This window comes from Rhizobium sp. SG2393 (assembly GCF_042610495.1).
Taxonomy (GTDB): domain Bacteria; phylum Pseudomonadota; class Alphaproteobacteria; order Rhizobiales; family Rhizobiaceae; genus RU20A.
Map to the genome: position 1 here is coordinate 1049446 of NZ_JBHGAP010000001.1, position 25757 is coordinate 1075202.

A 25757-nucleotide genomic window follows, 5' to 3' on the forward strand; every position below is an offset into this window, starting at 1 on the left:
CGTCAGCGCACAATCGTGATGCGCTCGGCGGCGCGCGTGATCGCCGTGTAGAGCCAGCGCTCGCGCGTGTCGCGAAACGCCCAGCTCTCGTCAAACAACACGACCGTGTTCCACTGCGAGCCCTGCGCCTTGTGGACCGTCAGCGCATAGCCGTAGTCGAACTCGTCGTAACGCTTGCGCGTCGACCACGGGATCTCGCCTTCCGTTTCCTCGAAAGCGGCCTTCAGCAGCTTGATCTTCGCCGCACCGCGGTCCATGTCGTCGTCTTCCGGCCGGATCATCAGGTTGATGCCGGGCTTCACCGTCTCCTTGGACGAGCTCATGACCTGCCAGAGCGAGCCGTTGAGCAGCCCCTTGGCCGGATCGTTGCGAAGGCACACCAGCTTGTCGCCGGACTGCGGATATTCCGTGGTGAAGCCTTTCAGCTCGCGCAGCCGCATATTGTAGCGGCGCCGCGTCTTGTTGGTTCCCACCAGCACCTGGTCGGCCTCCAGCACCAGCGGCTGGGTCACCTCGCCGCGCGGGATAACCTGCGCGGTGCCATAGTCGCCATGCATGATCTCCTTGCCCTCGCGCACCTGCATGGCGAGCTGGATGATCGGGTTGTCGCGCGCCTGCCGGTGGATGTCCGTCAGAAGGAAATCCGGCTCCTCGTTGGTGAAGAAACCGCCGCCGGAAACGGGTGGCAACTGGCCGGGATCACCCAGCACGAGGATCGGCGTGCCGAAGCTCATGAGATCCTTGCCCAGTTGCTCGTCCACCATGGAACATTCGTCCACGATGATCAGCGCCGCCTTGGCGACGGGCGACTGGCGGTTGATGGAAAACATCGGCGCGACCTGCGTCTTGCCGGTCTCCTCGTTTTCCACTTCTTCCTCACCGCGCGGCCGGTAGATCAGAGAATGGATGGTCTTGGCGTTGGACGCCCCGCGCGAGCGCAGCACCTGCGCCGCCTTGCCGGTGAAGGCTGCAAACAGCACCTCGCCATCGACATTCTCGGCAAAATGCCGGGCAAGCGTCGTCTTGCCCGTGCCGGCATAGCCGAACAGGCGAAAGAGCGGCGAGCGACCCTCCTTCAGCCAGCGTGAAACGGCCTTGAGGGCTTCATCCTGTTGGGGTGCGAACTGCATGGGCTGGAGGTGGCAGGATTCGGCCTCGGCCTGCAAGCCAAATCGACGGTTGCGCGTGATCGAAGAAATCGCCCCGGCGGATCTCCCCATGCCGCGGGGATCGGCTTAGAAGAAAGGCGGGAGACGAGTCGCAGACGGTCGGAACGGTCCTGAAGAGACCGCCGGACGGACAAGCCGAGGAAAGCGCGAAACACCCATGCCCGCAATCGCCCTGCGCTGGCTCTCGCTGATCGCCCTCAGCCTTGCCATTACCCTCGTGCTGGAGGCCGTGCGCCTGCCCGCCGCCCTGCTGATCGGCCCCATGGCCGCCGGCATCATGATCGCGCTCGCCGGCGTCCGCCTTTCCATGCCCGCCTTCAGCCGCAGTTTCGCGCAGGCCGTCATCGGCGTGATGATCGCGACCACCGTGACGGCCGACATCCTCGTCACCTTCGCGGCCCGCTGGCCGCTCTTTCTGGCGACCATCGTCGCGGTGATAGCCGTCAGTGCGCTGAGCGGCTACGCGCTGGCGCGGCTGAAGGTACTGCCGGCCACCACCGCCATCTGGGGCTCCTCGGCCGGCGCTGCCTCCGCCATGGTCCTGATGGCGCAGGCCTATGGCGCGGATGCGCGTCTCGTCGGCTTTATGCAGTATCTGCGCGTCATCTTCGTCGCCAGCATTGCCGCCATCGTCGCGCGCACCGTGGCAGGCGTCACCGCCGGCACGCCCGCCCACGCCTTCTTCGAGATGCCCGATTACGCCGAGGCCATGACCGCCGCCGCCATCGCGCTTGCGGGCACGCTCCTCGGCCGGGCGACGCGCCTGCCCGCCGGCCTGCTGCTCGGTCCGCTGGTGCTCGGCGCCGTGCTGCATGTGGCCGGCCTGTCCTTCTATGTCCCGGAACTCGTGCTGGCGCTTGCCTATGCCCTGCTCGGCTGGACGATCGGTCTCGGCTTTGACCGCGACGTGCTGCTGCATGCCGGCCGCGCCCTGGTGCCGGTCACGGGTGCCATCCTGCTCCTGATCGGCTTTTGCGGCCTGCTCGCCTACGCACTGCACGTCTTCGCCGGCATCGATCCCCTGACGGCCTATCTCGCGACCAGCCCCGGCGGCATGGATTCGATCGCCATCATTGCCGCATCCATCGATGTGGACGTGCCCTTCATCATGGCCCTGCAGACCGCCCGCCTGCTGATCGTCATGGCCATCGGCCCCACCATCGCCCGCCTGCTCGCAGACCGTCTGATGCGGCGGTGACAAAGCGCTCAGGCCCCGGATGCGACCTCGAGATCGAGGAGACGTCCGACATAGCTGCGCACGAGGGAGACGATATCGTCCGGCAGCCTTTCGACATGGCGTAGAACCCGTGCGTCATGATCGAGTGAGCGGACCTGGTCCGCGAGGATCATGCCTTTGGTCCTGAAACCATTCGGGATTGTTACCTTTGTCGGCCAAGGCGTCATGTTTCGTGTAATCGGGCAAACGATGATGCGCTTGGACACTTCGTGCATCAAGGCATTCGAAATGACCAGTGCAGGCCTGCGCCCGGACTGCTCCGTGCCCAGTGCCGGGTCCAGCGTGAGGATCAGGACGTCACCCGCGCGATAAACACGCGGATCATTCGTGGTCATAGTAACGTTCCGAGCCGACGTCCGGACCCCAGTCCACCGTTGGCGGTTCATTCTGTGGCCCCAGTCGGCGAATTTCGGCGACAATCTCCTCCAGCGACGGCGCGAGCCTCTGCCGTTTCGCCTCGATCACACCGCGTCCGTCGCGCACCACGAAATCGACAATGTCGCCCGCCTTCAGCCCGAGTTCGTCAATCGCTGCCTGCGGCAGGCGGATGGCGGAACTGTCCTCCGACAATGTGATCGTAACCTTCGTCATTGAAGCGCTCCTTGATAGCCCATTATAACATCCCGGGCGAAAGCTGACAAAGCGCGTATAGGAGAATGGCATGGCAGGGGCAGTTCCACAGACAGCGCTACCGGGCGGCATGTCCATTCCCGTGCTTGGCCTCGGAACCTGGACGATGGGCGAACGGGAGGAAGCGGCCGAAGGCGAGGCCGCCGCCCTCCGCCACGGCCTCGATCGCGGCATCACGCTCATCGATACGGCGGAAATGTATGGCGACGGCGGCGCCGAAGAGGTGGTGGCAGACGCGATGGCCGGCCGCCGCGACCAGGTCTTCCTCGTCAGCAAGGTCTATCCGTGGAATGCGAGCCGCACCGGCGCCATCGACGCCTGCGAGCGGAGCCTCGAACGGCTGAAGACGGATCATATCGACCTCTACCTTCTCCACTGGCGCGGTTCTCATCCCCTTGCCGATACGGTTGCTGCTTTCGAGGCGCTGAAGGCCGCCGGCAAGATCCGCGCCTGGGGCGTCTCCAATTTCGACGTCGCCGACATGGAAGAGCTGTTTGCAGTCGAAAACGGCAAGAACTGCGCCACCAATCAGGTGATGTACAACCTCACCCGGCGTGGCATCGAGTTCGATCTCTTGCCCTGGTGCCGGGCGCACGGCATGCCGGTCATGGCCTATTCCCCGATCGAGCAGGGCCTTCTCGCCCGCCATCCCGATCTCGTCCACATGGCCAAGGCCTATCAGGCAACGCCGGCGCAACTGGCACTCGCCTTCGTGCTCTCGCGTCCCGGCGTCGTGGCGATCCCCAAGACGTCGGACCCGCACCGCGTAGATGAAAACCTTGCAGCCCTGGATATTGCCCTGACCGATGGGGATCGGGAAAGGCTCGACGCCCTCTTTCCCCCGCCGCAACGAAAAATGCCGCTGGAGATGGTCTGATCTCCAGCGGCACCGTGCCATCAAAACGAAGGCGTTGTCACATGCCCTGCGGGCCGCGGTTCATGGCCGCGATCCCGGTGCGGCAGATCTCGTTGAGGCCGAGCGGCTTCATGACCGAGACGAACTGGTCGATCTTCGATGACTTGCCGGTGATTTCAAAGATGAAGTGATCGACGGTCGCATCCACAACCTTGGCATGGAAGGCATCGGCCAGACGCAGGGTTTCGGCACGCGTTTCGCCCGAACCGACAACCTTGACCAGCGCCACCTCGCGCTCGATGGGACGCTCCTGCCCCAGCATGCGCGCACGCACCGTCAGATCCACGACGCGGTGCACGGGCACGATGCGCTCGAGCTGGGCCTTGATCTGTTCGAGAACACCCGGCGTTCCCCGCGTCACGATGGTGATGCGCGACAGATGCGCCTCATGCTCGGTCTCGGACACCGTCAGGCTCTCGATGTTGTAGCCGCGGCCGGAGAACAGGCCGATGACCCGGGCAAGAACGCCCGGCTCGTTATCGACCAGCACCGAAAGCGTGTGGCTTTCGACAGACTGCGTTTCCTTGGCGATGAAATAGGCCGATCCGGTCGGCTGTAGCTGTGCGTTCATGGTCCTGTTCCTCCCGGTCAGACGAGCTGACGGCCCTTGGCATCGATGGCATTGGCAACCGCTTCGTCGGTCGCCTCGTCCGGCAGCAGCATCTCGTTATGCGCCTTGCCCGAGGGGATCATCGGGAAGCAGTTGGCGAGATTGGCGACACGGCAATCGAAGATCACCGGCGCTTTGGTGTCGATCATCTGAAGGATCGCCTGATCGAGATCCTGCGGCTTGTCGCAGCGGATGCCGACGCCGCCATAGGCTTCGGCGAGCTTGACGAAATCGGGCATGGCCTCCGTATAGGAGTTCGACAGGCGGTTGCCGTGCAGGAGCTGCTGCCACTGGCGCACCATGCCCATGTACTGGTTGTTCAGGATGAAGATCTTCACCGGCAGGTTATACTGCACGGCGCAGCTCATTTCCTGGATGCACATCTGGATCGAGGCATCGCCGGCGATGTCGATGACGAGGCTGTCGGGATGGGCGACCTGCACGCCGATTGCCGCCGGGAAACCGTAGCCCATGGTGCCGAGGCCGCCCGAGGTCATCCAGCGGTTCGGCTTCTCGAAACCGTAGAACTGCGCAGCCCACATCTGGTGCTGGCCGACTTCGGTGGTGATGTAGGTGTCGCGGTCCTTGGTCAGCTCGTAGAGCCGCTGGATGGCGTATTGCGGCATGATGACATCGTTCGACGGCGTGTAGGAGAGCGACTTGCGCGCCCGCCAGCGCTCGACGCTCGTCCACCAGTCATCCAGGCGGTTCTTGGCCAGGTCCTTGGCCGAGGAGCGCCACAGCATGACCATTTCCTCGAGCGCCAGGCCGACATCGCCGACGACGGGAATATCGACGCGGACGTTCTTGTTGATCGAGGAGGGATCGATGTCGATGTGGATCTTCTTCGAATTCGGGGCAAAGGCGTTCAGCCGGCCGGTGATGCGGTCGTCGAAGCGCGCGCCGATGCAGACCATGACGTCGCAGTCATGCATCGCCATGTTCGCCTCGTAGGTGCCGTGCATGCCCAGCATGCCGAGCCAGTTCTTGCCCGAGGCCGGATAGGCGCCGAGACCCATCAGCGTCGAGGTGATCGGGAAGTCGGTGATCTCGACCAGCTCGCGCAGCAGCCGCGAGGCTTCCGGTCCGGAATTGACGACGCCGCCGCCGGAATAGATGACCGGCCGGCGCGCCGTGCGCATCAGCTCGACGGCCTCCTGAATCCGCTTGCGATCGGCCTGCTTCTTCGGCTGGTAGCTCGACTGGATGGGCGAGACCGATGGCGGCGTGTAGGTGCCGGTCGCAAACTGCACGTCCTTCGGGATATCGACGACAACCGGGCCCGGACGGCCGGACTGCGCGATGCGGAACGCCTCGTGAATGGTGCGGGCCAGCTCGTTGACATCCTTGACCAGCCAGTTGTGCTTGGTGCAGGGCCGCGTGATGCCGACCGTGTCGCATTCCTGGAAGGCATCCGAACCGATGAGCGTGGTCGGAACCTGGCCGGAGAGGCAGACGAGCGGAATGGAGTCCATCAGCGCATCCTGCAGCGCCGTGACGACATTGGTCGCGCCGGGGCCGGAAGTGACGAGAACGACGCCGACCTTGCCGGTCGAGCGGGCATAGCCTTCGGCCATGTGGCCGGCGCCCTGCTCGTGCCGCACGAGAATGTGCTGGATGTCGTCCTGCTGGAAGATCTCATCATAGATCGGCAGCACGGCGCCGCCCGGATAGCCGAAGATATCCGTGACACCATTGTCCTTCAGCGCCTGGAGAACGATCTCCGCGCCCGTCATCTGCATTTCCGTCCCGCTCATCGGCCTGTTTCCGTCCATGGTTCTGTTTCCGGCTCTGCTAGCTTGTTTGAAGACATAAAAAAAGGCCCCGTCAGGAGCCTCGTTTTGCGCATGGGTGGCTATTGCCGGATGGTTACACCATCCTGCCCATGCGCCGTCCCACCACAAGAATGTTTGCGAAAATGTTCATGGCCGACACCCGTAGCGGCAAAATGGCCCGTCGTCAACGTTTCCACGAAAACGGGCGACGCCTGCGACGGCAACCGGTTGTTAAACGAGGATCCTGTACTGTTCCTTCGAAGCAAAAGAGGTTTGCCTTGACGGACAGGAAAGAGGTTGGCGCGGAAGCGACCGAAGCGGAGCGCCGGGACACGTTGACGCGCGGCAACCGCTTTCTGGGTCGCGTGGTCGCCTGCGGTGGCTCGCGCGCAACGATTGCCGCTGTCGCCGAACAGGGCGAAACCTCGCTCACCGAACTCTGGTCGGTCGGGCGGCTGATTTCCATTTCCGTCGGAACGCGTCGCGTCGTCGCGCTGGCATCGTCCATGCGCACGACCGACAATGACTGGGGCGAGGCCAGCGACAATACCTTCGCCATCGAGGTCGAATTGATGGGAGAGGTCTGGAACGGGCCGGACGGCAAACCGGAGTTCTCCTCCGGCATCAGCCAGTATCCCTATCTCGGCGCCATCGCCCACCGCATCCGCACTGCCGATCTCGCGACGATCTACGACACCGGCCTCAGCGATGTCTGCACCATCGGCCGCCTGACGCAGGACGAGACGATCGCCGCGACGATCCATATTCCCTCGATGCTGTCCAAGCACTTCGCGATCGTCGGAACGACCGGCGTCGGCAAGTCAACGGCGGTGACGCTTTTGCTGCACAAGGCCATCGAAGCCGACCCGAAGCTGCGCGTCCTGATCCTCGACCCGCACAACGAATTCGCCGCCGCCTTCCCCGACCACGCCGTCGTCATCGAGACCGACACACTCGACCTTCCCTTCTGGCTCTTCCGGCTAGAGGAGTTCGCGGAGGTGATCTTTCGTGGCCGCCCGCCGATCCCCGACGAACTGGACATCCTGCGCGAGGCGATCCCGGAAGCAAAGCGCGCCTTCCGTGGTGCGACCGACACCGGCAACGTGCGCCGTCAGGCCGAGAAGCACAATTACACCGCGGATACGCCCGTGCCCTACCGCATGGCCGACCTCATGGCGGCCATCGACGAGCGCATCGGCAAGCTGGAAGGGCGGCAGGAAAAGCCGCATCTTCGGTCGCTGAAGACGAAGCTGTTCTCGGCGATCAACGATGCCCGTTTCCGCTTCATGTTCTCGACCAACACGATCACCGACACGATCGTTGATGTCTTGACCCGCATTTTCCGCATTCCGGGCGAAGGACGACCGGTCACCACCTTCCAGCTCTCCGGCATTCCGTCGGAAGTGGTCAATGCCGTCGCTTCCGTGCTGTGCCGCATGGCCTTCGAGATCGGCCTGTGGAGCAGCGGCGGCATCCATATGCTGGTCGTGTGCGAAGAAGCCCACCGCTACATTCCGGCCGACCCCAATCTCGGCTTCTTCCCGACCCGCCAGGCGATTGCTCGCATCGCCAAGGAAGGCCGCAAATACGGCGTATCGCTCGGCATCATCACCCAGCGCCCCGGCGAACTGGACCCCACGATCCTGTCCCAGTGCTCGACGGTCTTTGCCATGCGTCTTGCCAATGAGCGCGACCAGGACATCATCCGCTCGGCCCTGCCGAACTCCTCGGCATCGACCACAAGCTTCATCGCATCGATCGGCAATGGCGAAGCCATCGCCTTTGGCGAAGCCGTGCGGGTGCCGATGCGCATGCGCTTCGACCGCGTCAGCGAACGCCTCCTGCCGCGTGCTAGCCTCAGCCGGCAGGAGCGGAAATCCGCCGACAACGCCACGGTGGATCTCGCCACGATCGTCGGCCGCATGCGTGCGGCGGGCGGCGTCAGCGGGCCCGACATCACGGCCTTCCAGAACAGCTACATGGCCGGCCTCGGCATGGAGCAACGCGAAGACAGCCTGACGTTTGACGACGCAGCCGACGAATTCGGCAGCGCCGCGCCGCTTCCTTCCTACCGCGCCTCCATGCTGCCGCGCGACACGGGATCGCTCGCCTCGCCATCGATGCCGAACGCCACGCAGGCGCGCTTCGACCAGATCCGCAAACAGTTGCTGTCGGAAGACGGCGACATGGCGGAGCCACCGGAAGCGACGCCCGCAGCAAGGCCCGCTCCGGCGCCGGAGCGCGCCACCTATCGCCCCGCGGGCCAGGAAACGCAGCGCACGGAAATTTCCTCGCTTCGGGAAAGTCTGATCCGCAAACCGCTTGGCGGCCTGTTCAACAAATAGCCGTCATCGCGCGAAAGCGGCTTCCAGCTGCACCGGGTCTGTCGGATCGATACGCCGCCAGTCCGGGCCCATCTGGTTGCGAAACCAGGTCATCTGCCGCTTGGCGTACTGGCGCGTCGCAGTCGCCGCCAGGGAGGCCGCCTCATCCCGGGATATCCGGCCGGCCAGGAGATCGCCGATCTGCGCGACCCCGATGGCCCGCATCACCGGCCGATCGTCGGGAATGGCCTTGTCGAGAAGCGCGCGCACTTCCTCCACCGCGCCCTCGTCCATCATCTGCTGAAAGCGGCGGTCGATGCGCTGATAGAGCACGTCGCGTGGCGGCAGCACGACGAGCTTCCGAGACCGGGCGGGATCAACGACCTGCGGGCCGCTTTCCTTCTGGAACTGTGAAAGAGGCCGCCCGCTGGCCTCGAACACCTCAAGCGCCCTCAGGACGCGCTGGGCATCGCCGGGGCCGACCCGCGCCGCCGTTTCCGGATCTACTGTCGACAGCGTCCGGTGCAGCCCTTCCGCGCCCTCCGCATCAAGGCGAGCCCTCAGCCCGTCCCGGATGGCGTCGGGAATGGTCGGCATGTCCGCAAGACCGCCGGTCAGGGCCCGAAAATAGAGCCCCGTCCCGCCGATCACGATCGGGATCCTCGACCGCGCACGGATGTCCGCGATCACGTCGGCCGCTTCCCGCAGCCAGGCGCCCGTCGAGTGGACGTGTTCGGCCAGCACGTGGCCATAGAGATGATGGGGAATGCCGCCCATCTCATCCGCGGATGGACGCGCCGTCAGGATGCGCAGCGTGTCATAGACCTGCATGCTGTCGGCATTGACGATCTCGCCGCCAACCGTCTCGGCAAGGCGAAGTGCAAGCGCCGACTTGCCGCTCGCTGTCGGCCCCGTTATCAGGATCGCGTCGAAATGATCGTCGAGGTTCTTCATCATGGCTCTGGTTGCCACGCTTGTCGCCGCTCCGTCAAACCCCATGCTGACGCCGACCCTCGGCGAAGCGGCTGCCGCCGCCGTTGATGCGGCAGGTCTCTACTGGCTTGCCGACGGCATCGCCTGCGACATCGTGCTCAAGGACGGCGCGGACGCGGCCACAACGGAACATACCCTGCGCGCGACCGTCGCCGGACACCCCGTCGATGTCGTGGTGCAGGAGGCCGACACGCGGCGCAAGCGGCTTCTGATCGCAGACATGGACTCCACCATGATCCAGCAGGAGTGCATCGATGAGCTCGCCGCCGAAGTCGGCCTGAAGGACAAGGTCGCCGCCATCACCGCCCGCGCCATGAACGGCGAGATCGCCTTCGAGCCGGCGCTGATCGAGCGCGTCGCGCTGCTGAAGGGCCTGCCGGCCTCCGTCGTCGGTGACGTCATCGAAAAGCGCATCACGCTAATGCCCGGCGGCCCGGAACTTGTCGCGACCATGCGCGCCCGCGGCCATTACACCGCGCTCGTCTCCGGCGGCTTTACCGTCTTCACCGGCCCGGTCGCCGCCCGTCTCGGCTTTGACGAAAACCGCGCCAACACGCTGATCGTTTCGCAAGACAGGCTGACCGGCGAGGTCGCACGCCCGATTCTCGGCCGCGAAGCAAAGGTCGAAGCCCTGATCGACATCGCCGCACGCCTCGGCATCACGCCCGCAGAGGCAATGGCCGTGGGCGATGGCGCCAACGATCTCGGCATGATCAAGCTGGCCGGAAGCGGTGTTGCCCTCCACGCAAAGCCCGCAGTCGCGGCCGAAGCGAAGATCCGCATCGACCATGGCGACCTCACGGCGCTTCTTTACATCCAGGGCTACCGTCGCAGCGACTTCGTGACGCCGGCCTGAGCTGATATGCCAACCAACGTCAGTTGGCTTTGGACCTGACGGCCGCGAGCGTGGCGATCATTGCATTGTTATCCTTGGCCGCCTCGCTCGCGATCACCTCGAAGCTCTTGTTCTCCTGCGCGCCCGCATAGCCGGCCGCAACCAGCGAAGCGACGATCTCGGCGGCGGGAACATCCAGCACCGGCGCAAGCTCCGCCGGCGTGCCTTTCAGCATGGCGCGGGAAAACTGGACGTAGGGCGGAAGGCTCCGCGAGCCGCTGGCGAGAAAGAAGGGAATGGTGAGCGCCACGCTGATCGCAATCGCGATCATCATCGGTTTACGCCTGAAATAGGCGGTAAAGGGCCGCCAGTTTCGCCAGAGATGCAGCACGAAGGGCAGGATCAGCACCATGCTCAGCCATTCGTGGATGCCCTTCAGCGGGCCGCCAATCTTGACGAAAAGAAAGACGCCGGAGATCAGCGAGATGATGAAAAGGCCGGTCGTCAACGGCGTGGCATATTTGTAAAGCAGGTCTTTCACGGGGAGCGGGTTCCTTGGCAAAGATCGCCGCCATATTGCCGACCGTCTCCTCCAAGGAAAGTTAAATCTTAGAAACATTCCAATCTGCGAAGCCACAACCCGGCGGTGTTGACGCGCGTCAAAATTTTCCGCCGCGAATGCCGTCAGATTGCACGCCATGGCTTGACGCAGAAGCCTTGGGCGGAGGAAGAGTGCGGCGATCCGCATGACGCACCGCCTGATCCGTCCGGCCGTGCACCGAGCGGGCAGCCTGGAGGAATGAGAACCATGTCCGTTGTCGTCATCGGCAGCATCAACGTCGATATCGTCACCTATTCGGCCCGGATGCCGGCGCCCGGCGAATCGATGAAGGGCGAAACCTATGCCATGGTGCTGGGTGGCAAGGGCTGCAACCAGGCGACCGCCGCCGCCCGCCTTGGCGCGCCGACCCGACTGATCGGGCGCATCGGCGCGGATGCCTTCGGTGATTTCGTGCGCGAACGGCTGGCCAGCCGCGGCATCGATGCCCGGTCGGTGACCACGGATCCGGTAGCCGCCACCGGCATCGCCGTCATTCCCATTGTCGCCTCCGGCCAGAATTCGATCATCGTCATTCCCGGCGCCAACGACACGCTGACGGAAGACGTCCTGGACGAGAGCGCGCTGCGCGGCGCCCGCGTCCTTCTCTCGCAGATCGAGACACCCCTCGAAACGTCGCTGAAAGCGGCCGCCCGGGTGCGGGCCGGCGGCGGGCTCTACGTCCTCGACCCCGCCCCCGTGCCGGACGCGCCGATCGACAGCAACGCTTGGAAGCTGGCTGACATTACCACCCCCAATGAGGTCGAGACGCTCAAGATCACCGGGATTGATCCCGTCGATCTGCCGTCCGCGCGCGCTGCCGCAGAGCGCCTGCGTGCCTTTGGCGTCGGCACGGCGGTGGTCAAGCTCGGCGCCCGCGGCGTCTATGCGCTCGGCGACGGCATCGACCTGCATCTGCCGCCCTTCCCGGTGACCGTGGTTGATACGGTCGCTGCCGGCGACAGCTTCAATGGCGGACTGGCCGTTGCCCTTGCGGAGGGCGTCGGCCTTCAGCGCGCCATCCATTTCGCATCCGCCTGCGGCGCGCTTGCCTGCACCCGCAAGGGCTCGTCCGACAGCGTACCGACCCGCGCCGAAGCCGAAGCCATGTTCGGCACGCTCTGAAAATTCCGTTTCCGGTCGAGGAGGACCGCAGCATGAGAGTTCATATCGCCCCGTCCCTGATGTGCATGGACCTGTCGCTGTTTCGCGAACAGCTGACCTTCCTCGACAGCCGCGCCGACTTCCTCCACATCGATATCATGGACGGCCACTACGTGCCGAACCTGACGCTCTCGCCCTTCTTCATGAAGGCGGTGAAAAAGGTGACGGATGTGCCGATGGATGCGCATCTCATGGTCACCGATCCCGCCTTCTGGGTGCCGGCTCTGGCCGAGGCGGGCGCCGCCTACATCACCCCGCATGCCGAGGTGATCAACGCGCACGCCTTCCGCACGATCGAGATGATCCGCGCCCATGGCTGCAAGCCGGGAATGGCCATCAATCCGGCGACCCCGCTCTCGACCGTGGAGCCCTATCTGCACCGCCTCGACAAGCTGACGATCATGACCGTCGATCCCGGCTACGCCGCACAGCCGTTCATTCCGGAAGTCATCGAGAAAATCGAGTCGGCGCGCGATTTCCGGACGCGCAAAGGCCTGAACTTCCTGATCGAGATTGACGGCTCCTGCAACCGGAAGACCTATGCGCGCATGGTCAATGCCGGCGCGGACGTGCTGGTGCTCGGCACCACCGGCCTTTTCCACATGGCCGACACGATCGAGACCGCATGGGACGTGATGGACCGCGAGATCAAGGGCGAACTGCCGGACGCAACACTCAGAGTGTAGCCGCGCGCGACCGACAGCGGGCAGCTTCCACGCTTCAGCATGGGCGACACACCGACATTCGTGGGACAAAAAGTAACGCATCGGTTACGAACGTCGATTATACGTCTATTTGAAGATAATCTGGAGTCGCACGCATGAGCTGCTCGTCCTGTGCGAACGGAACGGCCTTCCCCATCGACATCACCATGGCCTTCCAGCCGATCGTCGATATCAGAACCGGGCGGCCCTTTGCACACGAGGCGCTTGTCCGCGGCGTGAATGGCGAAGGCGCGGGCGCCATTCTTTCGCAGGTTTCGCAAGCCTCGCTCTACGCCTTCGACCAGCGCTGCCGGGTCAAGGCGATCGAGCTGGCCGCACGGCTGGCGATTGCCTCTAACGACGCGCGCCTGTCGATCAACTTCCTGCCGAACGCCGTCTACGAGCCGAGGGCCTGCATCCGCGCCACGCTGGAAGCGGCCACGCAGTACGGGTTTCCGACAAGCCACATCATCTTCGAATTCACCGAGAGCGAGCAGGTCGATACAGCACATCTCCTGAAAATCCTGAAGTCTTACAAGGCCATGGGCTTCAGGACGGCGATCGACGACTTTGGCGCCGGCTGGTCCGGACTGAACCTCCTGAACCTCTTCGTCCCCGACATCGTCAAGCTCGACATGGCACTGATCCGCGACATCGACCAACGGCCTCAGGCCCGCACCATCGTCGCACACACGATCGCCATGCTTGCCGAACTCGGCGTCACGACGATTTGCGAGGGCATCGAGACCGAAGGTGAATTCAACGTCCTTCGCGACCTCGGCGTGCAGTACATGCAGGGCTATTTCCTCGCACGGCCGAGCTTCGAGGCCCTGTCGCCCGTACATATGCCCATCGCCGCCTGACGCCGGCGCCGACCGCCCCCCGCGACAATTGACGCTGTCATCGCCACCGTCTACCACCGACGGAGCGGCGCGGGCGCGTCGGCTTGCGGAGGAGAAAGACACATGCTGATCCAGATGGTGACGGTCCATATCAAGGAAGGTCATGAGCAGGAATTCCGGGACGCGATCGGCCTGAACTATGCGGGCACCCGCAAGGAACCCGGCAACATCCGCTTCGACGTGCTGAGGGACGAAGCCAGCCCCAACACCTTCGTCCTCTACGAAGTCTTCGCCTCCGCCGAGGCGGTGGAAGCCCACCGCGCCACCGAACACTACAAGGAATGCATGCGCCGCCTCGAGCCGATCCAGGCCGCCCCGCGCAGCAAGCTTCTCTACAAGGCCGAGTTCGGCGATTTCTGATCGTCCGGCCGAGACACCGAGCGTTCCATGGTCACGTCTCATCACCAGTTTCCGGCGCCTGCCCTGCCCCGGGGTACCTCGCCCGAAATCCGCACCGAGCGCATGACGATTGTCGGCCTGCTCGGCGCCCCGACCTTTCTGCCCTGGATCCGCCGCCACGCCGCCCGGCTCGGCATCGACCAAACCGTGGAGCACGCCGACCCCGAGCGGATCGAACTGACCGTTGCCGGCCCGATCGAACTGCTCGACGCCATGGAAATGGGCTGTTCGCTGGGGCCGATCGACGTCTGGGTCGAGGACATCAGGCGCGCGGAAGCTGCAATCTCACAGCCATGAACAGCCCCGGATGGCAGGCGCTGCGCCCACCTGAAAAAAGGTACGTGCGCAAATATTAGCCATCATTGCACCTGCGGAAATTTCGTGCAAACGTGCAGGTCGGCTGCCGGCGCGACACCCGTTCAGCCAAACGCGATCCGAGGGTCAAGCCTCTGGAATGCCAGTGTTATGTTCCCGCCGCAGTCACGCGCTCCGGCGGAAACGCTACGAGACAAAAGAGAGTGAAGGCCGGACGAACACCCGTTCTCCGGGCCCGCTCTGGAAAGACTGACGATGCCCAAGGATACTGCCCCTGCCTGGACACCGGTCGCCCTGTCGGCGGATCTGCCGGCGGCATCGGTCATCCCGGCGCGTCTTGCCGATGCTGCGCTCGCCCTCTGGCGGTCGGCGGGCGGCACCGTTTCGGCCGTCGCCGATCGCTGTCCGCATCGCGGCATGCGGCTCTCGCACGGCTTCGTGCGCGGCGAGGCGCTGTCCTGCATCTATCACGGCTGGCGCTATGCAAAGACGGGTCGCTGCCTGGCCATACCCGCCCATCCCGGCCTGACGCCGCCCGAAGCCATCCGCGTTGCCACCTACAGCGCCGCCGAGCGCGACGGCATCCTCTGGGTCGCAGCCGGCGAGGATGCCGGCGCACCGCCCGCCCATGACGGTTTTGCGGGCCTGCGCAGCATCACGCTCGCCGCGACAGCCGAAACGCTCGCCGCCTGCCTTGGCACGCCCCTTTCCGATGGCGGCCTGGAGTGGAGCGTCCGCGAGACAAGGGCGCGTCTCCTGATCGCCCCCGCAGCCGAGGACGGCAGCATCCTCCTTCACCTCCTCCTTGCCGCAGACGCCACCGACGCCGAAAAGGTCGCAGCCTCCCGCGCGTTGGAAACGCTTCGCCGCACGGCCGAGGCCGCTGCTGTCACCGGAGAGGCCGCATGACCGTGAACGCCATGATCGACCAGTGGTATCCCGTCGGCCTCATCAGCCGGCTCCTGCCGGAGGGACGCCAGACCCTTTTGATGGGCGAGACGATCCGCGTCTCGCGCGGCCACGACGGCAAGGCGGCAGTCGTCACCGCCGATGGCCGCCCGCTGCCGGTCACCGAACGCTACGGCCATGTCTGGTCGTCGCTGGGCGCCCCCGCCAGACCGCTCTTCGATATTCCCGAAGCCGAGCAGCCCGGCCGCCGTCTCGTCGATGTCGGCGTGGTGCGCGTGCGCTGTTCGCCCCTGCGCGCGGTGGAGAATTTCCTCGACATCGCCCACTTCCCCTTCGTCCACACCGACATCCTCGGCGCCGAGCCCCATACGGAGGTCGAGAACTACAAGGTCGAGATCCGCGACGACACCGACGAGGTCTGGGCGACACAGGTGACGTTCTACCAGCCGCAGGCCGCCAAATCGGCAAGCGGCGGCATCACCACGGAATATATGTACCGCGTGCCCGCGCCGACCTGCTCGGTGCTTTACAAGACCTGCCCGCCGCGCCCCGGCGAATGGGATGTCATCACCCTCTTCGTGCAGCCGCTGACGGAAGACCTCTGCGATGTCTGGCCGTGGATGGCGCTCTATGACGACGACACGCCGATGACCGACCTCATCCATTTCCAGCAGATGATCTTCCTTCAGGATCGCTCGATCCTCGAAAACCAGATCCCGCGCCGCCTGCCGCTCGACCCCGGCATGGAAACGCCGACGCGCGCCGACCTCACCTCCGTCGCCTATCGCCGCTGGCTCAAACGCCACGACTTCACCTATGGCGCACAGCTGGTGGCCCAATGACCCTCCCCGCCATGATCCTTTACGACTACATCCTCTCGCCGAGCTGCTACAAGGCGCGCCTGATGGCGGCACTCGCCGGCGTGAAGCTGACGCTGAGGCCGGTCGATTTTCACCCCGGCGCCGAGCATCGCGGCCCGGAGCTGCTGGCGCTGAACCCGGCCGGCTCCATCCCTATCCTCGTCGCCCCGCAGGACGATGGCGATCTCATCCTGACCGAGTCGGCAGCCATCCTCGTCTATATCGCCGGCAGGGCCGCTCCCGCCTTTCTCGGCTCTGGCGCGCCGGTCCAGACGGCACGCATCCAGCAATGGCTCGCCTTCTCCGCCCGCCTCACCGCCAGCCTCGGCGGCGCGCGTCTTACCGAAATGCTGCATCGTCCGGGCGATATCGGCGCGCTGCGCTGTGCAGGGATCGCTGCCCTGCGTGAGCTGGAGGCCGCCCTTTTCGAACAGCGGCTGAAGGGCGAAGCCTTCCTCGTCGGCGGCGCGCCGACGGTCGCCGATATCGCCTGCTTCCCCTATGTGGCACTGGCGCCGGACGGCGGCGTATCGCTCGACGCCTACCCCTCGATCCGGCTCTGGATGCGCGCGATCCGCTCGCTCGACGGTTTCATCGAAATGCCGGGCATTCACCGCCTGCACGAGCTGAAGCCCGATCCGCACGAGACGCCAGCGGCAGCGGAGGCCTGACCCGATGGCCGGTCACCTCCTGAAAAACTGCGCCGCCGTGATCGTCAATGACGGCATCGGCCCCGCCGTCCGTCGTAATGTGGACCTCCTGACGGACGGTCCCGCAATTGCGGCGATCGGCGAAAACCTCGCGGCCGGCCCCTTGCCGGACGGCATCGAGGTCACCGATGCCAGCGGCTGGTTCGTCTATCCCGGCCTCGTCAACACCCACCACCACTTCTTCCAGTGCTTCGTACGCAACCGCGCCGATCTCGACTGGACGAAGCTCTCCGTCATCGAATGGCTTGACCGGATCTACCCGATCTTCTCGCGACTGACGGAGGACTGCTTCTACCATTCCTCCGTCACGGCCATGGCCGAGTTGATCAAGCATGGCTGCACCACGGCCTTCGATCATCAGTACAATTTCCCGCGCCATGCCGGAAAGCGGCTGATCGACCGGCAGTTCGAAGCCGCCGACCTCTTCGGCATGCGCTTCCATGCCGGCCGCGGCGGCAATTCGCTGCCGAAGGCGGAAGGCTCCACCATTCCCGACGAGATGCTCGAGACGACGGACGAGTTCATCGCCGATTGCGCCCGCCTCGTCGACACCTATCACGACGCGACACCCTTCAGCCTGCGCCAGGTCGTGGTCGCGCCCTGCCAGCCCGTCAACGGCTATCGCGAGACCTTCGTGGAATCGGTACGCCTTGCCCGCGACAAGGGTGTCCGGCTCCACACCCATGTCGGCGAAGGCGAAAGCCCCGTGATTCTTGCCCGCCACGGCGCCCGCACCGTCGATTACCTCCACGACATGGGCTTTGCCGGCCCGGATACGTTCTACGCCCATTGCTGGGAACTGACCCACGACGAACTGAGCACCATGGCCGCCTCCGGCACCGGCGTGGCTCACTGCCCCGAGCCCGTCTATCTGGTGGGCGCGGAAGTGACCGACATTCCGGCCATGAGCGCGCTTGGCGTCACCGTCGGGCTCGGCTGCGACGGCGCTGCGTCGAATGACAATTCCAACCTCCTGCACTGCATCCATTCGGCCTACATGCTGCAATGCCTGGTGGCCTCCACCCGCACCCATCCCGTGCCGCCGCCGGCCGATTTCCTCGGCTATGCCACGACGGGCGGCGCGGCGCTGCTCGGCCGGCCCGATATCGGCCGCCTCGCGCCCGGCATGGCCGCCGATCTCTTCGCCATCGACACGCGCCGCATGGACTATGTCGGCACGCGCCACGATCCCTTGAGCCTGATCGCAAAGGTCGGCATCGGCGCGCCGACCGACATGACCATGATCAACGGCCGCATCGTCTGGGCGAAGGGCGAATTTACCGGCCTCGACGAAGGCAGGCTTTTTGCGGACGCGGAAGCCGCGCTCGCCACCATCGACTTTTGAACCGACACAACCAAAAGAGGGAACCGAACATGATCACCGCCATCAACCGCCGCACGCTTCTGAAGAGCGTCGCGCTTTCCGGCCTTGCCAGCGCCATCGGCGCCCGCGTGACCCTTGCCGCCGACGAGCCGCTCGGCATCGCGCTCGTCGTGCCCTCGCCGATCGGCGATGTGGGCTGGGGCCATGCGCTGGCCGCGGGACTTGAGCCGGTCAAGGCCGCCTATGGCGACAAGGTGAAGGTCACCGTGCTCGAAAACATCCCCGAAGGCCCGGATGCCGACCGCATCATGAACAAGGCCGTGGCCGACGGAAACAAGGTGCTGATCGCCGGCTCCTTCGGCTACCAGAACGGTGCGCTCCAGATCGCGCGGCGCAACCCCGGCGTCACCGTGCTGCACGCCTCCGGCTTTCAGGTCGCGCCGAACTTCTCGCCCTTCGCCGCCAAATATTTCCAGGGCACCTACCTGATGGGCATGGCCGCCGCCGCGCTGACCAAGTCCGGCAAGCTCGGCTCCGTCTCCGCCTTCGCGATCCCCGAGCTCATCACCTCCATCAACGCCTTCACGCTCGGCGCCCAGGCGGTGAAGCCCGACATCGAGGTGTCCGTCGTCTGGGTCAATTCCTGGTTCGACCCGGCCAAGGAGCAGGAAGCCGCCAAAGCCTTGATCGCCCAGGGCTGCGACGTGATCTTCTCCAATGCGCAGGACACGCCCTCCGTGATCTCCGCCTGCGAGGAGGCCGGCGTCTACGCCTTCAACCTCAACTCCTCCATGAAGAGCTACGCCCCGAAGACCTATCTCGGCTGCGTGGCCACCGACTGGTCGCCCTTCTTCAAGGCCTCGGTGGATGCGCATGTGGCCGGCACCTTCAAGGGCGCCAATGCCTTCCTCGGCGTGTCCGACAAGGTGGTGGAGGTGGTCGACTGGAACCCGGCCGTGCCCGCCGATACCGTGGCGAAGATCAAGGAAGCCGAAGCGAAGATCGCCGATGGTAGCTTCTCGCCGTTTACCGGCCCCATCACCAAGGCCGACGGGTCGGAAGCGGTCGCCGCCGGCAAGACGCTCTCGGATGGCGAGATCGTCGCCATGGACTGGCACGTCAAGGGCGTCGCAACGCCGCTGCCGAAGTGACCATCGGCCGATGACCACACCGCTGCTCTCGCTTCGCGGCCTCTCGAAAAGCTACGGCCAGATCCGCGCCAATCAGGGCATCGATCTGGACGTGGCGGAACACTCGATCCACGCCATCCTCGGCGAAAACGGCGCGGGCAAATCCACGCTGATGAAGCTGATCTATGGCGTGGAAACCCCGGACGAGGGCACGGTGACCTGGCAGGGCGAACCGATCCGGCTCGCCTCGCCGGCCGAGGCGCGCCGTCAGGGCATCGGCATGGTCTTCCAGCATTTCTCGCTCTTCGAGACCCTGACGGTCGTCGAAAACATCGCCCTCGTCGTGCCCGGAAAGAAGAGCGAGCTGGTTCAGCGCGTGCGCACGCTCGGCCGCGATTTCGGGCTGGAGGTCGATCCGCTCGCCGAGGTGCATGCGCTTTCGGTTGGCGAACGGCAGCGGGTGGAGATCATCCGCTGCCTGATGACCGACCCGAAGCTGATCATCCTCGACGAGCCGACCTCGGTTCTGCCGCCGCAATCGGTCGAAAAGCTCTTCCAAACGCTGAAGCGCCTGCGCGAGCGCGGCGTTTCCATCCTCTTCATCTCCCACAAGCTGGAGGAGATCCGCGCCATCTGCGACCGCGCCACCATCCTGCGCGCCGGCCGCGTCACCGGCCATGTGGACCCGCGCGAACACGATGCCCATGATCTCGCCCGCATGATGATCGGCCGCGACATGCCGGAGATCACGCCGGCCGCCGCCGTCGAGACGGGCGAAAAGCGCCTCGAACTGATCGGCCTCGACCACAGGCCGGACGATCCCTTCGCGGTTGCCCTGAAAAAGGTGACGCTGGAGGTCAAGGCCGGCGAAATCCTCGGCATTGCCGGCATTTCCGGCAATGGGCAGGCCGAGCTTTCCGCCATCATCTCCGGCGAAACTCGGCTCGGCCGCGAGGCGACCGACCGGATCTTCATGATGGGCACGGATGTCGGGCGCCTCGATGCCGCCGCCCGCCGCAGTCTCGGCTTTGCCTTCGTGCCCGAAGATCGCCTCGGCCGCGGCGCCGTTCCGGAACTCTCGCTCGTGCTGAACGGCATCCTGACCGCCCACCCGCTCGACCTCGTGAAAGGCGGCCTGATCGATCGTTCCGCCGCAAAGACCTTCGCCGAGACCTGCATCCGCGATTTCGACGTGCGGACGCCCGGCCCGGAGGCGGAAGCAGGCGCGCTCTCTGGCGGCAACCTGCAGAAGTTCATCGTGGGCCGCGAAATCATGCTGGCCCCGAAACTGCTCTTCGTCGCGCAACCCACCTGGGGCGTGGATATCGGCGCGGCGACCGCCATCCGCCAGCGGCTGATTGCACTGCGCAATGCCGGCATGGCGATCCTCGTCGTATCGGAGGAGATCGAGGAGCTCTTCGAGATCTGCGACCGCATCCAGGTTCTCCACGCCGGCGAGCTCAGCCCCTCCCTCGTCACACGGGACACGCGCGTCGAGGATGTCGGCCGCTACATGATCGGCGCGGACCACACCGCCAGCGTCGAGACGGCCAGCGCCGGAAAGGTCACGGCATGAGCGCCTTCCCTCACCTCGTGCGCCGCGAGCGCGCCTCGCTGACGGCGACCGTGCTGGCGCCGATCGCCGCACTGGCGATTGCGACCCTTCTCAATCTCACGCTCTACGCCGTCATGGGCAAGGAGCCGGGCGCCGTCTTCCACGCCATGCTGCTCGAACCCTTCCTGAGCTGGGCGGCCTTTTCCGAAGTGCTGCTGAAGATGGGCCCGCTGCTCCTCATCGCGCAGGGTCTGGCCATCGGCTTCCGCGCCAAGGTCTTCAACATCGGCGCGGAAGGCCAGTTCATCCTCGGCGCCATCTTCGCCTCCGCCATCCCCGTCTGGTATCCGATGGCGACCGGCAGCTGGATCTGGCCGGCCATGCTGCTGTCGGGTGCGATCGGCGGCGCGCTGTGGGCCGCCATCACCGCCTTCTGGCGCGTGCGGCTGAATGCCAACGAAATCCTCGTCTCTCTGATGCTGAGCCTCGTGGCCGCGCAGGTGCTGAACTATCTGCTGCTCGGCCCCTGGAAGGATCCGAACGGCTTCAACTTCCCGCAATCGGTGATGTTCCAGTACGATGCCATGGTGCCGATCCTCATCGAGGGCACCCGCGTCAACTGGTCCTTCCCGCTGACGATCCTCCTGTCGCTCGCAGCCTATGTCTTCATGCAGAAGAGCTTCATGGGCTACAAGCTCCAGGTGGGCGGCCTCGCACCGCGTGCGGCCGGCTATGCCGGCTTCAGCGAAGGCCGCGCCATCTGGCTCTCCCTGCTGATCGGCGGCTTTGCGGCCGGCCTTGCGGGGGCGGCGGAAGTCGCAGGCCCGCTGGGGCAATTGCAGCGCTCGATTTCCACCGGCTACGGCTATGCCGCCATCATCGTCGCCTATCTCGGCGGCCTGCATCCGCTCGGCATCATCGTCTCCGCGCTGTTCATGGCCGTGCTCTATATCGGCGGCGACAATGCCATGGTTTCGGCCGAGCTGCCGATCGCGGCGGTGCGCGTCTTCCAGGGCAGCCTGCTGATCGCCTATCTGATCGCGGTCGCCTTCGTCCGCTATCGCCTCGAATGGCGCAAACCCGCAGACCGGAGGCCAGCATGAACGCGGTGGACTTCATCCTGTCCGGCATGCTGGCGGCGGCAACGCCCTTCCTGCTGGCCGCACTTGGCGAACTCGTCGTCGAGCGTGCGGGCGTGCTCAACCTCGGCGTGGAAGGCCTGATGGCGCTCGGCGCCGTCATCGCCTTCATCATCGTCTATCACGGCGGCGGCCACATCCTCGCCTTCCTCGCCGCCGGCCTCGCCAGCGTCGCCCTCTCCCTCGTCTTCGCGCTCGTCGCCCTTGGTTTCCGGGCCAACCAGGTCGCCGCCGGCCTTGCCGTCGGCATTCTCGGCCAGGGCCTCTCCGCCCTCTTCGGCAAGACCTACGAGAGCCTGACGGTGAAGGGATTGCCGAAGCTTGCAATCCCCGGCCTCTCCGATCTTCCGGTCATCGGCGGGCTCTTTGTGCAGGACATCGTCGTCTTCCTGTCGCTGCTTCTCACCCTTGCCATCTGGGCCGGCTTTGCCTTCACCCGGACCGGCCTCGTCATCCGTGCCATCGGCGAAAATCCGAAGGCCGCCCATGCGATCGGCTATCCCGTCATCGCCGTGCGGATCGCCGCCATCGCGTTTGGCGGCCTGCTGGCGGGCTTTGCCGGCGCCTATGCCTCGGTCGTCTACACCCCGCTGTGGGCCGATGGCATGATCGCCGGACGCGGCTGGATCGCGATTGCGCTCGTGGTCTTCGGCACATGGCTCACCGGCCGCATCTTCCTCGGCGCCTGCCTCTTCGGCGCCGTGTCGCTGATGAGCCTTGCGGCACAGGCGACCGGGATCGATCTGCCCTCGCAGCTTCTCTCCAGCCTGCCCTACCTCGTCACCATCATCGTTCTCGGCATCATCTCCGCCAACAGGCGGCTTTTGAAGCTGAACGGCGTCGCCTCGCTCGGTGAACCCTTCGAACGATAGCGATGACTCATCAAGATTGATGGCATGTTGCGCCCCGGCCGGGCTTGCGGAGCCCGGCAATCAGCGGCAAAGCTTCAGGCCACGCGCCGCCGCAGGGCTTCGCGGTTTTCCCTCCCTCCGGTCGCGCTCCGCGCCCGCATCGTTCATCCCTGGTGCTGATGCATGCATTTTTCCTTCCGGGCGGACCCGCCGGCCATTATCGAGACCATCGCGGAGGGCAGCTTCGAGCCAGCGCGTCCCGAGCCGATGACAGGTCCGGGGCGCGATTTCATCCGTCTCTACCGCCTCGCCCGCCGCGACTATCTGAGCGTCTTCCGCGAAAGTGACTATCGCACCCGCAATTCGCAGATGCGCGGCTTCGGGCGCCAGCTTGTCACCGTCAATGTGCCGGACGACATCAAATACGTCCTGGTGACGCGCAACGACAATTTCGAGCGCAAGGCGCCCTCCATGCGCCGGGCGCTGGAACACCTTCTGGGCGACGGCCTGTTCATTTCCGATGGCGAGACATGGAAATGCCGCCGGCCGCTGGTCGCCGACATCGTGCACAAGGGCCGCATACCGCAGTTTTCCCGTCACATGGAGGAGGTGTCGCAGGCGCTCGTCACGCGCTGGTGCGAGCTGCCGCCGGGCACCACGATCGATGCGCTCTCCGAAATGGGCGGGCTGACGGCCGAGATCATCGCCCGCGCCGTCTTCGGCGACGATATCGGCCCGGATGCGGCCAACGAGGTCGTCTGCGGCTTCACGAGCTTTCAGGGCGTCGTCGACAACATCAACCTCGCCTATGTCGCCGGCTTCGATGACGGCATTCCGGTCCTGAAGACGCCGCGATTGCGGCGCGCCATCAAACGCGTGCGCGCCGTCATCGACCGCGTTGCCAGCAACCATCTCGAAGCCACCCATGGCGATGGCTCGATGATGGACCTTCTCGTGCGCCGCCAGCAGAAGAACCCCGAACTCGGCCTTGATCTCGCGGCACTGCGCAACGAGGCCGCGACGATCTTCATGGCCGGACAGGAAACGACGGCGGGAACGCTGACCTGGGCCTGGTATCTCCTCGCCCATGCCCCGTGGGCGGAGGAAGCCCTGCATGCGGAGATCGACCGCGTCTGCGCTGGCCGCAGCCCCACCCTCGAAGACGTGGGCAAGCTCGATTACACACGCGCGATCGTGGAAGAGACGCTGCGGCTCTATCCGCCTGTGCCGCTGCTTGGCCGTCAGGCCCGCGAGGCCGACCGGATCGGCAATATCGACGTGCTGCCGGCCGGGCTCGTCACCATCTCGCCCTGGCTCATGCACCGCAATCCCGATGTCTGGGACCGGCCGAACCATTTCGTGCCCGAACGGTTCCTCGGTCCGGGCCGCCCCGCGCCCTACACCTACTTTCCGTTCGCGCTCGGGCCGCGCATCTGCGCCGGCCTGCAATTCGGCCTGACCGAAACCATTCTCTGCCTCGCCATCCTCGCGCAGCGCTTTACATTGCGCCTCGCACCGGATGTTAAGGTCAGGCCGGCCTCGCGCCTGACGCTGAGGCCCGTGGGCGGCATGCCGATGACGCTTCAGGCGCGGTAGGGAGCACGGCACGATGCGGACCAAGAACACGGATGCCGGCCTTGAAACCCGCAAGGCCTTCGTCTGGCAGGAAGAGACGCCGCCCCCGCTCGCCGATTTTCTCGCCGGGGGTGAGCGGCGGCAGGCCTTCCTTCGCTACTGGTGGCACGACACGCTGAACGATGCCCCGAAATGGCTGAGCTTCCACGGCCTGAAGCTTCTGCCGTCCGCCTGGGCGTCGATGCTCGGCGCCTTCCACTACGGCATCGTCTGCCGCTTCTATCCCGGCCGCAGCCGCCGCATGCAGGAAAACGCCGCCCGCATTCGCCCGGACCTCGACCCGGCCGCGGTCATGCGCGCCAACTGGCGCAACAAGGGCCGGCTGATGGCGGAATTCTCCGTCCTGCCACGCATCGCCAGCGGCCGAAATGTCTCCATCACCGGTGCCGAGCACCTGCATGCAGCCCGCAGCCGGGGACCCATCATCATTCTCGCCATGCATCTCGGCAACTGGGAGCTCCTGCCTCCGGTGCTGCGAACGCTCGGCGTGCCGGTCGCCACCTTCTACATGCCGCCGGAAAGCCGCTTTGAACACAGCACGGCCTGCCGCATCCGCCGCAATTTCGGCGCCGAACTTCTGGCGCCCGGCGTTCGCGGCGTCAGGCCGGCCCTGAAACATCTCGCCCGCAAGGACGGCGTCGTGATGATCTTCGGCGACGAGGGCTTCGAAAACCGCATCATGGCACCCTTCTTCGGCCGCCCGCCGCACCTGGCCGGCAACCTCGCCATCGCCGTCCGGCTGGCGCGCCATTCCGGCGCCTCAATCGTGCCGGTGCACGTGCTGCGCCGCGATGGCGCCCGCTTCGAATGTCGCTGGCTTCCATCTCTCGACCTGACACCCGAAGACGAGGCCGGCGCGAGCCTCGCGACCGATGTCGCCCGCCTCAACGCCGTGATCGAACCCGTCGTCAGCGCCCACATCGACCAGTGGTTCTTCCTCGATCATCATCTCTGACGCTTAGCGTCAAACGCACCAACCAGAATTCTGAACATTTACGGGAACGTTTCGCGGGAGGTCCGGTTAGGCGGCCAGAGGAACGGTTCGTGTCAATCGGACGCGACAGGGATGGCGA

General features: G+C 65.3%; 26 protein-coding genes. 19 read left to right on the forward strand and 7 right to left on the reverse strand.

All coding sequences use genetic code 11. From position 1 onward, the window contains the following. Positions 1-2: 2 nt before the first annotated feature. Entirely contained in the window at positions 3-1130 is a 1128-nt protein-coding gene (locus tag ACED18_RS05020; RefSeq protein ID WP_377289588.1) for an ATP-dependent RecD-like DNA helicase, read from the reverse strand. Positions 1131-1326: 196 nt separating this feature from the next. Here ACED18_RS05020 and ACED18_RS05025 point away from each other — a divergent pair, with 196 nt between their 5' ends. Further along, positions 1327-2367, forward strand: a complete 1041-nt coding sequence (locus tag ACED18_RS05025) for an AbrB family transcriptional regulator (RefSeq protein ID WP_377289590.1) — start codon at positions 1327-1329, stop codon at positions 2365-2367. An 8-nt stretch (positions 2368-2375) separates the two neighbouring features. On the opposite strand, the gene ACED18_RS05030 is transcribed toward ACED18_RS05025, so the two are convergent. Together ACED18_RS05030 and ACED18_RS05035 are read right to left on the reverse strand one after the other, a co-directional pair. Further along, on the reverse strand, positions 2376-2741 hold the full coding sequence (locus tag ACED18_RS05030; RefSeq protein ID WP_377289592.1) for a type II toxin-antitoxin system PemK/MazF family toxin: 366 nt from the start codon (positions 2739-2741) through the stop codon (positions 2376-2378). Next, complete coding sequence (locus ACED18_RS05035; protein ID WP_377289594.1) at positions 2728-2997, reverse strand: AbrB/MazE/SpoVT family DNA-binding domain-containing protein; 270 nt, start codon at positions 2995-2997, stop codon at positions 2728-2730. The genes ACED18_RS05030 and ACED18_RS05035 overlap by 14 nt, the downstream gene beginning before the upstream one ends. Positions 2998-3067: 70 nt before the next feature. Here ACED18_RS05035 and ACED18_RS05040 point away from each other — a divergent pair, with 70 nt between their 5' ends. Further along, positions 3068-3913 carry an aldo/keto reductase gene (locus tag ACED18_RS05040; RefSeq protein ID WP_377289596.1) on the forward strand — a complete coding sequence of 282 codons (846 nt, stop codon included), beginning with the start codon at positions 3068-3070 and terminating at the stop codon, positions 3911-3913. Between the two features lie 37 nt (positions 3914-3950). On the opposite strand, the gene ilvN is transcribed toward ACED18_RS05040, so the two are convergent. Both ilvN and ACED18_RS05050 read right to left on the reverse strand, forming a co-directional pair. Then, positions 3951-4523 carry an acetolactate synthase small subunit gene (gene ilvN, locus ACED18_RS05045; protein WP_149737470.1) on the reverse strand — a complete coding sequence of 191 codons (573 nt, stop codon included), beginning with the start codon at positions 4521-4523 and terminating at the stop codon, positions 3951-3953. Between the two features lie 17 nt (positions 4524-4540). Continuing rightward, positions 4541-6319, reverse strand: a complete 1779-nt coding sequence (locus ACED18_RS05050; protein ID WP_377289599.1) for an acetolactate synthase 3 large subunit — start codon at positions 6317-6319, stop codon at positions 4541-4543. Between the two features lie 296 nt (positions 6320-6615). On the opposite strand from ACED18_RS05050, the gene ACED18_RS05055 reads away from it, so the two are divergent. Continuing rightward, a complete protein-coding gene (locus ACED18_RS05055; RefSeq protein ID WP_377289601.1) occupies positions 6616-8682 on the forward strand; it encodes an ATP-binding protein in 2067 nt (688 codons plus the stop codon). A gap of 3 nt (positions 8683-8685) precedes the next feature. Here the strand turns inward: ACED18_RS05055 and miaA are convergent, their stop codons facing one another. Next, entirely contained in the window at positions 8686-9618 is a 933-nt protein-coding gene (miaA, locus tag ACED18_RS05060) for a tRNA (adenosine(37)-N6)-dimethylallyltransferase MiaA (protein ID WP_377291043.1), read from the reverse strand. Between miaA and serB the strand changes: the two genes are divergently transcribed. Continuing rightward, positions 9617-10510 carry a phosphoserine phosphatase SerB gene (gene serB / locus ACED18_RS05065; RefSeq protein ID WP_377289603.1) on the forward strand — a complete coding sequence of 298 codons (894 nt, stop codon included), beginning with the start codon at positions 9617-9619 and terminating at the stop codon, positions 10508-10510. The genes miaA and serB overlap by 2 nt on opposite strands. A 19-nt stretch (positions 10511-10529) precedes the next feature. On the opposite strand, the gene ACED18_RS05070 is transcribed toward serB, so the two are convergent. Next, the gene (locus ACED18_RS05070; protein WP_377289604.1) at positions 10530-11030 is read right to left on the reverse strand and encodes a DUF4405 domain-containing protein; all 501 of its coding nucleotides are present in this window, start codon (positions 11028-11030) and stop codon (positions 10530-10532) included. Positions 11031-11297: 267 nt separating this feature from the next. Between ACED18_RS05070 and ACED18_RS05075 the strand changes: the two genes are divergently transcribed. From ACED18_RS05075 to ACED18_RS05145, 15 genes are all read left to right on the forward strand, one after another. Then, positions 11298-12212, forward strand: a complete 915-nt coding sequence (locus ACED18_RS05075; protein WP_377289606.1) for a ribokinase — start codon at positions 11298-11300, stop codon at positions 12210-12212. A 32-nt stretch (positions 12213-12244) separates the two neighbouring features. Continuing rightward, on the forward strand, positions 12245-12937 hold the full coding sequence (alsE, locus tag ACED18_RS05080) for a D-allulose 6-phosphate 3-epimerase (RefSeq protein ID WP_377289608.1): 693 nt from the start codon (positions 12245-12247) through the stop codon (positions 12935-12937). 134 nt (positions 12938-13071) lie between these two features. Continuing rightward, entirely contained in the window at positions 13072-13818 is a 747-nt protein-coding gene (locus tag ACED18_RS05085; protein WP_377289610.1) for an EAL domain-containing protein, read from the forward strand. A 102-nt stretch (positions 13819-13920) separates the two neighbouring features. Beyond that, on the forward strand, positions 13921-14217 hold the full coding sequence (locus ACED18_RS05090) for an antibiotic biosynthesis monooxygenase (protein WP_377289612.1): 297 nt from the start codon (positions 13921-13923) through the stop codon (positions 14215-14217). A gap of 102 nt (positions 14218-14319) precedes the next feature. Beyond that, a complete protein-coding gene (locus ACED18_RS05095; RefSeq protein WP_377291045.1) occupies positions 14320-14553 on the forward strand; it encodes an acylphosphatase in 234 nt (77 codons plus the stop codon). Positions 14554-14826: 273 nt separating this feature from the next. Then, on the forward strand, positions 14827-15480 hold the full coding sequence (locus tag ACED18_RS05100) for a Rieske 2Fe-2S domain-containing protein (protein ID WP_377289614.1): 654 nt from the start codon (positions 14827-14829) through the stop codon (positions 15478-15480). Further along, complete coding sequence (locus ACED18_RS05105; RefSeq protein ID WP_377289616.1) at positions 15477-16322, forward strand: aromatic ring-hydroxylating dioxygenase subunit alpha; 846 nt, start codon at positions 15477-15479, stop codon at positions 16320-16322. Before ACED18_RS05100 ends, ACED18_RS05105 begins: the two co-directional genes overlap by 4 nt. A gap of 11 nt (positions 16323-16333) precedes the next feature. Next, positions 16334-17011, forward strand: coding sequence for a glutathione S-transferase family protein (locus tag ACED18_RS05110; protein ID WP_377291047.1), 678 nt, complete (start codon positions 16334-16336; stop codon positions 17009-17011). Positions 17012-17015: 4 nt separating this feature from the next. Then, a complete protein-coding gene (locus ACED18_RS05115) occupies positions 17016-18395 on the forward strand; it encodes an amidohydrolase (protein ID WP_377289618.1) in 1380 nt (459 codons plus the stop codon). 32 nt (positions 18396-18427) lie between these two features. Next, positions 18428-19525, forward strand: coding sequence for a BMP family ABC transporter substrate-binding protein (locus ACED18_RS05120; protein WP_377291049.1), 1098 nt, complete (start codon positions 18428-18430; stop codon positions 19523-19525). 10 nt (positions 19526-19535) lie between these two features. Further along, complete coding sequence (locus tag ACED18_RS05125; RefSeq protein WP_377289620.1) at positions 19536-21080, forward strand: ABC transporter ATP-binding protein; 1545 nt, start codon at positions 19536-19538, stop codon at positions 21078-21080. Then, the gene (locus ACED18_RS05130; RefSeq protein WP_377289622.1) at positions 21077-22162 is read left to right on the forward strand and encodes an ABC transporter permease; all 1086 of its coding nucleotides are present in this window, start codon (positions 21077-21079) and stop codon (positions 22160-22162) included. The genes ACED18_RS05125 and ACED18_RS05130 overlap by 4 nt, the downstream gene beginning before the upstream one ends. Beyond that, positions 22159-23070, forward strand: a complete 912-nt coding sequence (locus ACED18_RS05135) for an ABC transporter permease (RefSeq protein WP_377289624.1) — start codon at positions 22159-22161, stop codon at positions 23068-23070. The genes ACED18_RS05130 and ACED18_RS05135 overlap by 4 nt, the downstream gene beginning before the upstream one ends. 162 nt (positions 23071-23232) lie before the next feature. Next, positions 23233-24645, forward strand: coding sequence for a cytochrome P450 (locus tag ACED18_RS05140; RefSeq protein ID WP_377289626.1), 1413 nt, complete (start codon positions 23233-23235; stop codon positions 24643-24645). 13 nt (positions 24646-24658) lie between these two features. Further along, positions 24659-25639, forward strand: coding sequence for a lysophospholipid acyltransferase family protein (locus ACED18_RS05145; RefSeq protein ID WP_377289628.1), 981 nt, complete (start codon positions 24659-24661; stop codon positions 25637-25639). Positions 25640-25757: the final 118 nt, after the last annotated feature.

Coding starts and splice junctions, on each gene's coding strand:
- ACED18_RS05020 (WP_377289588.1), bottom strand. CDS start 1,130: ATGCAGTTCGCACCCCAACAGGATGAAGCCCTCAAGGCCGTTTCACGC.
- ACED18_RS05025 (WP_377289590.1), top strand. CDS start 1,327: ATGCCCGCAATCGCCCTGCGCTGGCTCTCGCTGATCGCCCTCAGCCTT.
- ACED18_RS05030 (WP_377289592.1), bottom strand. CDS start 2,741: ATGACCACGAATGATCCGCGTGTTTATCGCGCGGGTGACGTCCTGATC.
- ACED18_RS05035 (WP_377289594.1), bottom strand. CDS start 2,997: ATGACGAAGGTTACGATCACATTGTCGGAGGACAGTTCCGCCATCCGC.
- ACED18_RS05040 (WP_377289596.1), top strand. CDS start 3,068: ATGGCAGGGGCAGTTCCACAGACAGCGCTACCGGGCGGCATGTCCATT.
- ilvN (WP_149737470.1), bottom strand. CDS start 4,523: ATGAACGCACAGCTACAGCCGACCGGATCGGCCTATTTCATCGCCAAG.
- ACED18_RS05050 (WP_377289599.1), bottom strand. CDS start 6,319: ATGAGCGGGACGGAAATGCAGATGACGGGCGCGGAGATCGTTCTCCAG.
- serB (WP_377289603.1), top strand. CDS start 9,617: ATGGCTCTGGTTGCCACGCTTGTCGCCGCTCCGTCAAACCCCATGCTG.
- miaA (WP_377291043.1), bottom strand. CDS start 9,618: ATGATGAAGAACCTCGACGATCATTTCGACGCGATCCTGATAACGGGG.
- ACED18_RS05075 (WP_377289606.1), top strand. CDS start 11,298: ATGTCCGTTGTCGTCATCGGCAGCATCAACGTCGATATCGTCACCTAT.
- alsE (WP_377289608.1), top strand. CDS start 12,245: ATGAGAGTTCATATCGCCCCGTCCCTGATGTGCATGGACCTGTCGCTG.
- ACED18_RS05085 (WP_377289610.1), top strand. CDS start 13,072: ATGAGCTGCTCGTCCTGTGCGAACGGAACGGCCTTCCCCATCGACATC.
- ACED18_RS05090 (WP_377289612.1), top strand. CDS start 13,921: ATGCTGATCCAGATGGTGACGGTCCATATCAAGGAAGGTCATGAGCAG.
- ACED18_RS05095 (WP_377291045.1), top strand. CDS start 14,320: ATGACGATTGTCGGCCTGCTCGGCGCCCCGACCTTTCTGCCCTGGATC.
- ACED18_RS05100 (WP_377289614.1), top strand. CDS start 14,827: ATGCCCAAGGATACTGCCCCTGCCTGGACACCGGTCGCCCTGTCGGCG.
- ACED18_RS05105 (WP_377289616.1), top strand. CDS start 15,477: ATGACCGTGAACGCCATGATCGACCAGTGGTATCCCGTCGGCCTCATC.
- ACED18_RS05110 (WP_377291047.1), top strand. CDS start 16,334: ATGATCCTTTACGACTACATCCTCTCGCCGAGCTGCTACAAGGCGCGC.
- ACED18_RS05115 (WP_377289618.1), top strand. CDS start 17,016: ATGGCCGGTCACCTCCTGAAAAACTGCGCCGCCGTGATCGTCAATGAC.
- ACED18_RS05125 (WP_377289620.1), top strand. CDS start 19,536: ATGACCACACCGCTGCTCTCGCTTCGCGGCCTCTCGAAAAGCTACGGC.
- ACED18_RS05130 (WP_377289622.1), top strand. CDS start 21,077: ATGAGCGCCTTCCCTCACCTCGTGCGCCGCGAGCGCGCCTCGCTGACG.
- ACED18_RS05135 (WP_377289624.1), top strand. CDS start 22,159: ATGAACGCGGTGGACTTCATCCTGTCCGGCATGCTGGCGGCGGCAACG.
- ACED18_RS05140 (WP_377289626.1), top strand. CDS start 23,233: ATGCATTTTTCCTTCCGGGCGGACCCGCCGGCCATTATCGAGACCATC.
- ACED18_RS05145 (WP_377289628.1), top strand. CDS start 24,659: ATGCGGACCAAGAACACGGATGCCGGCCTTGAAACCCGCAAGGCCTTC.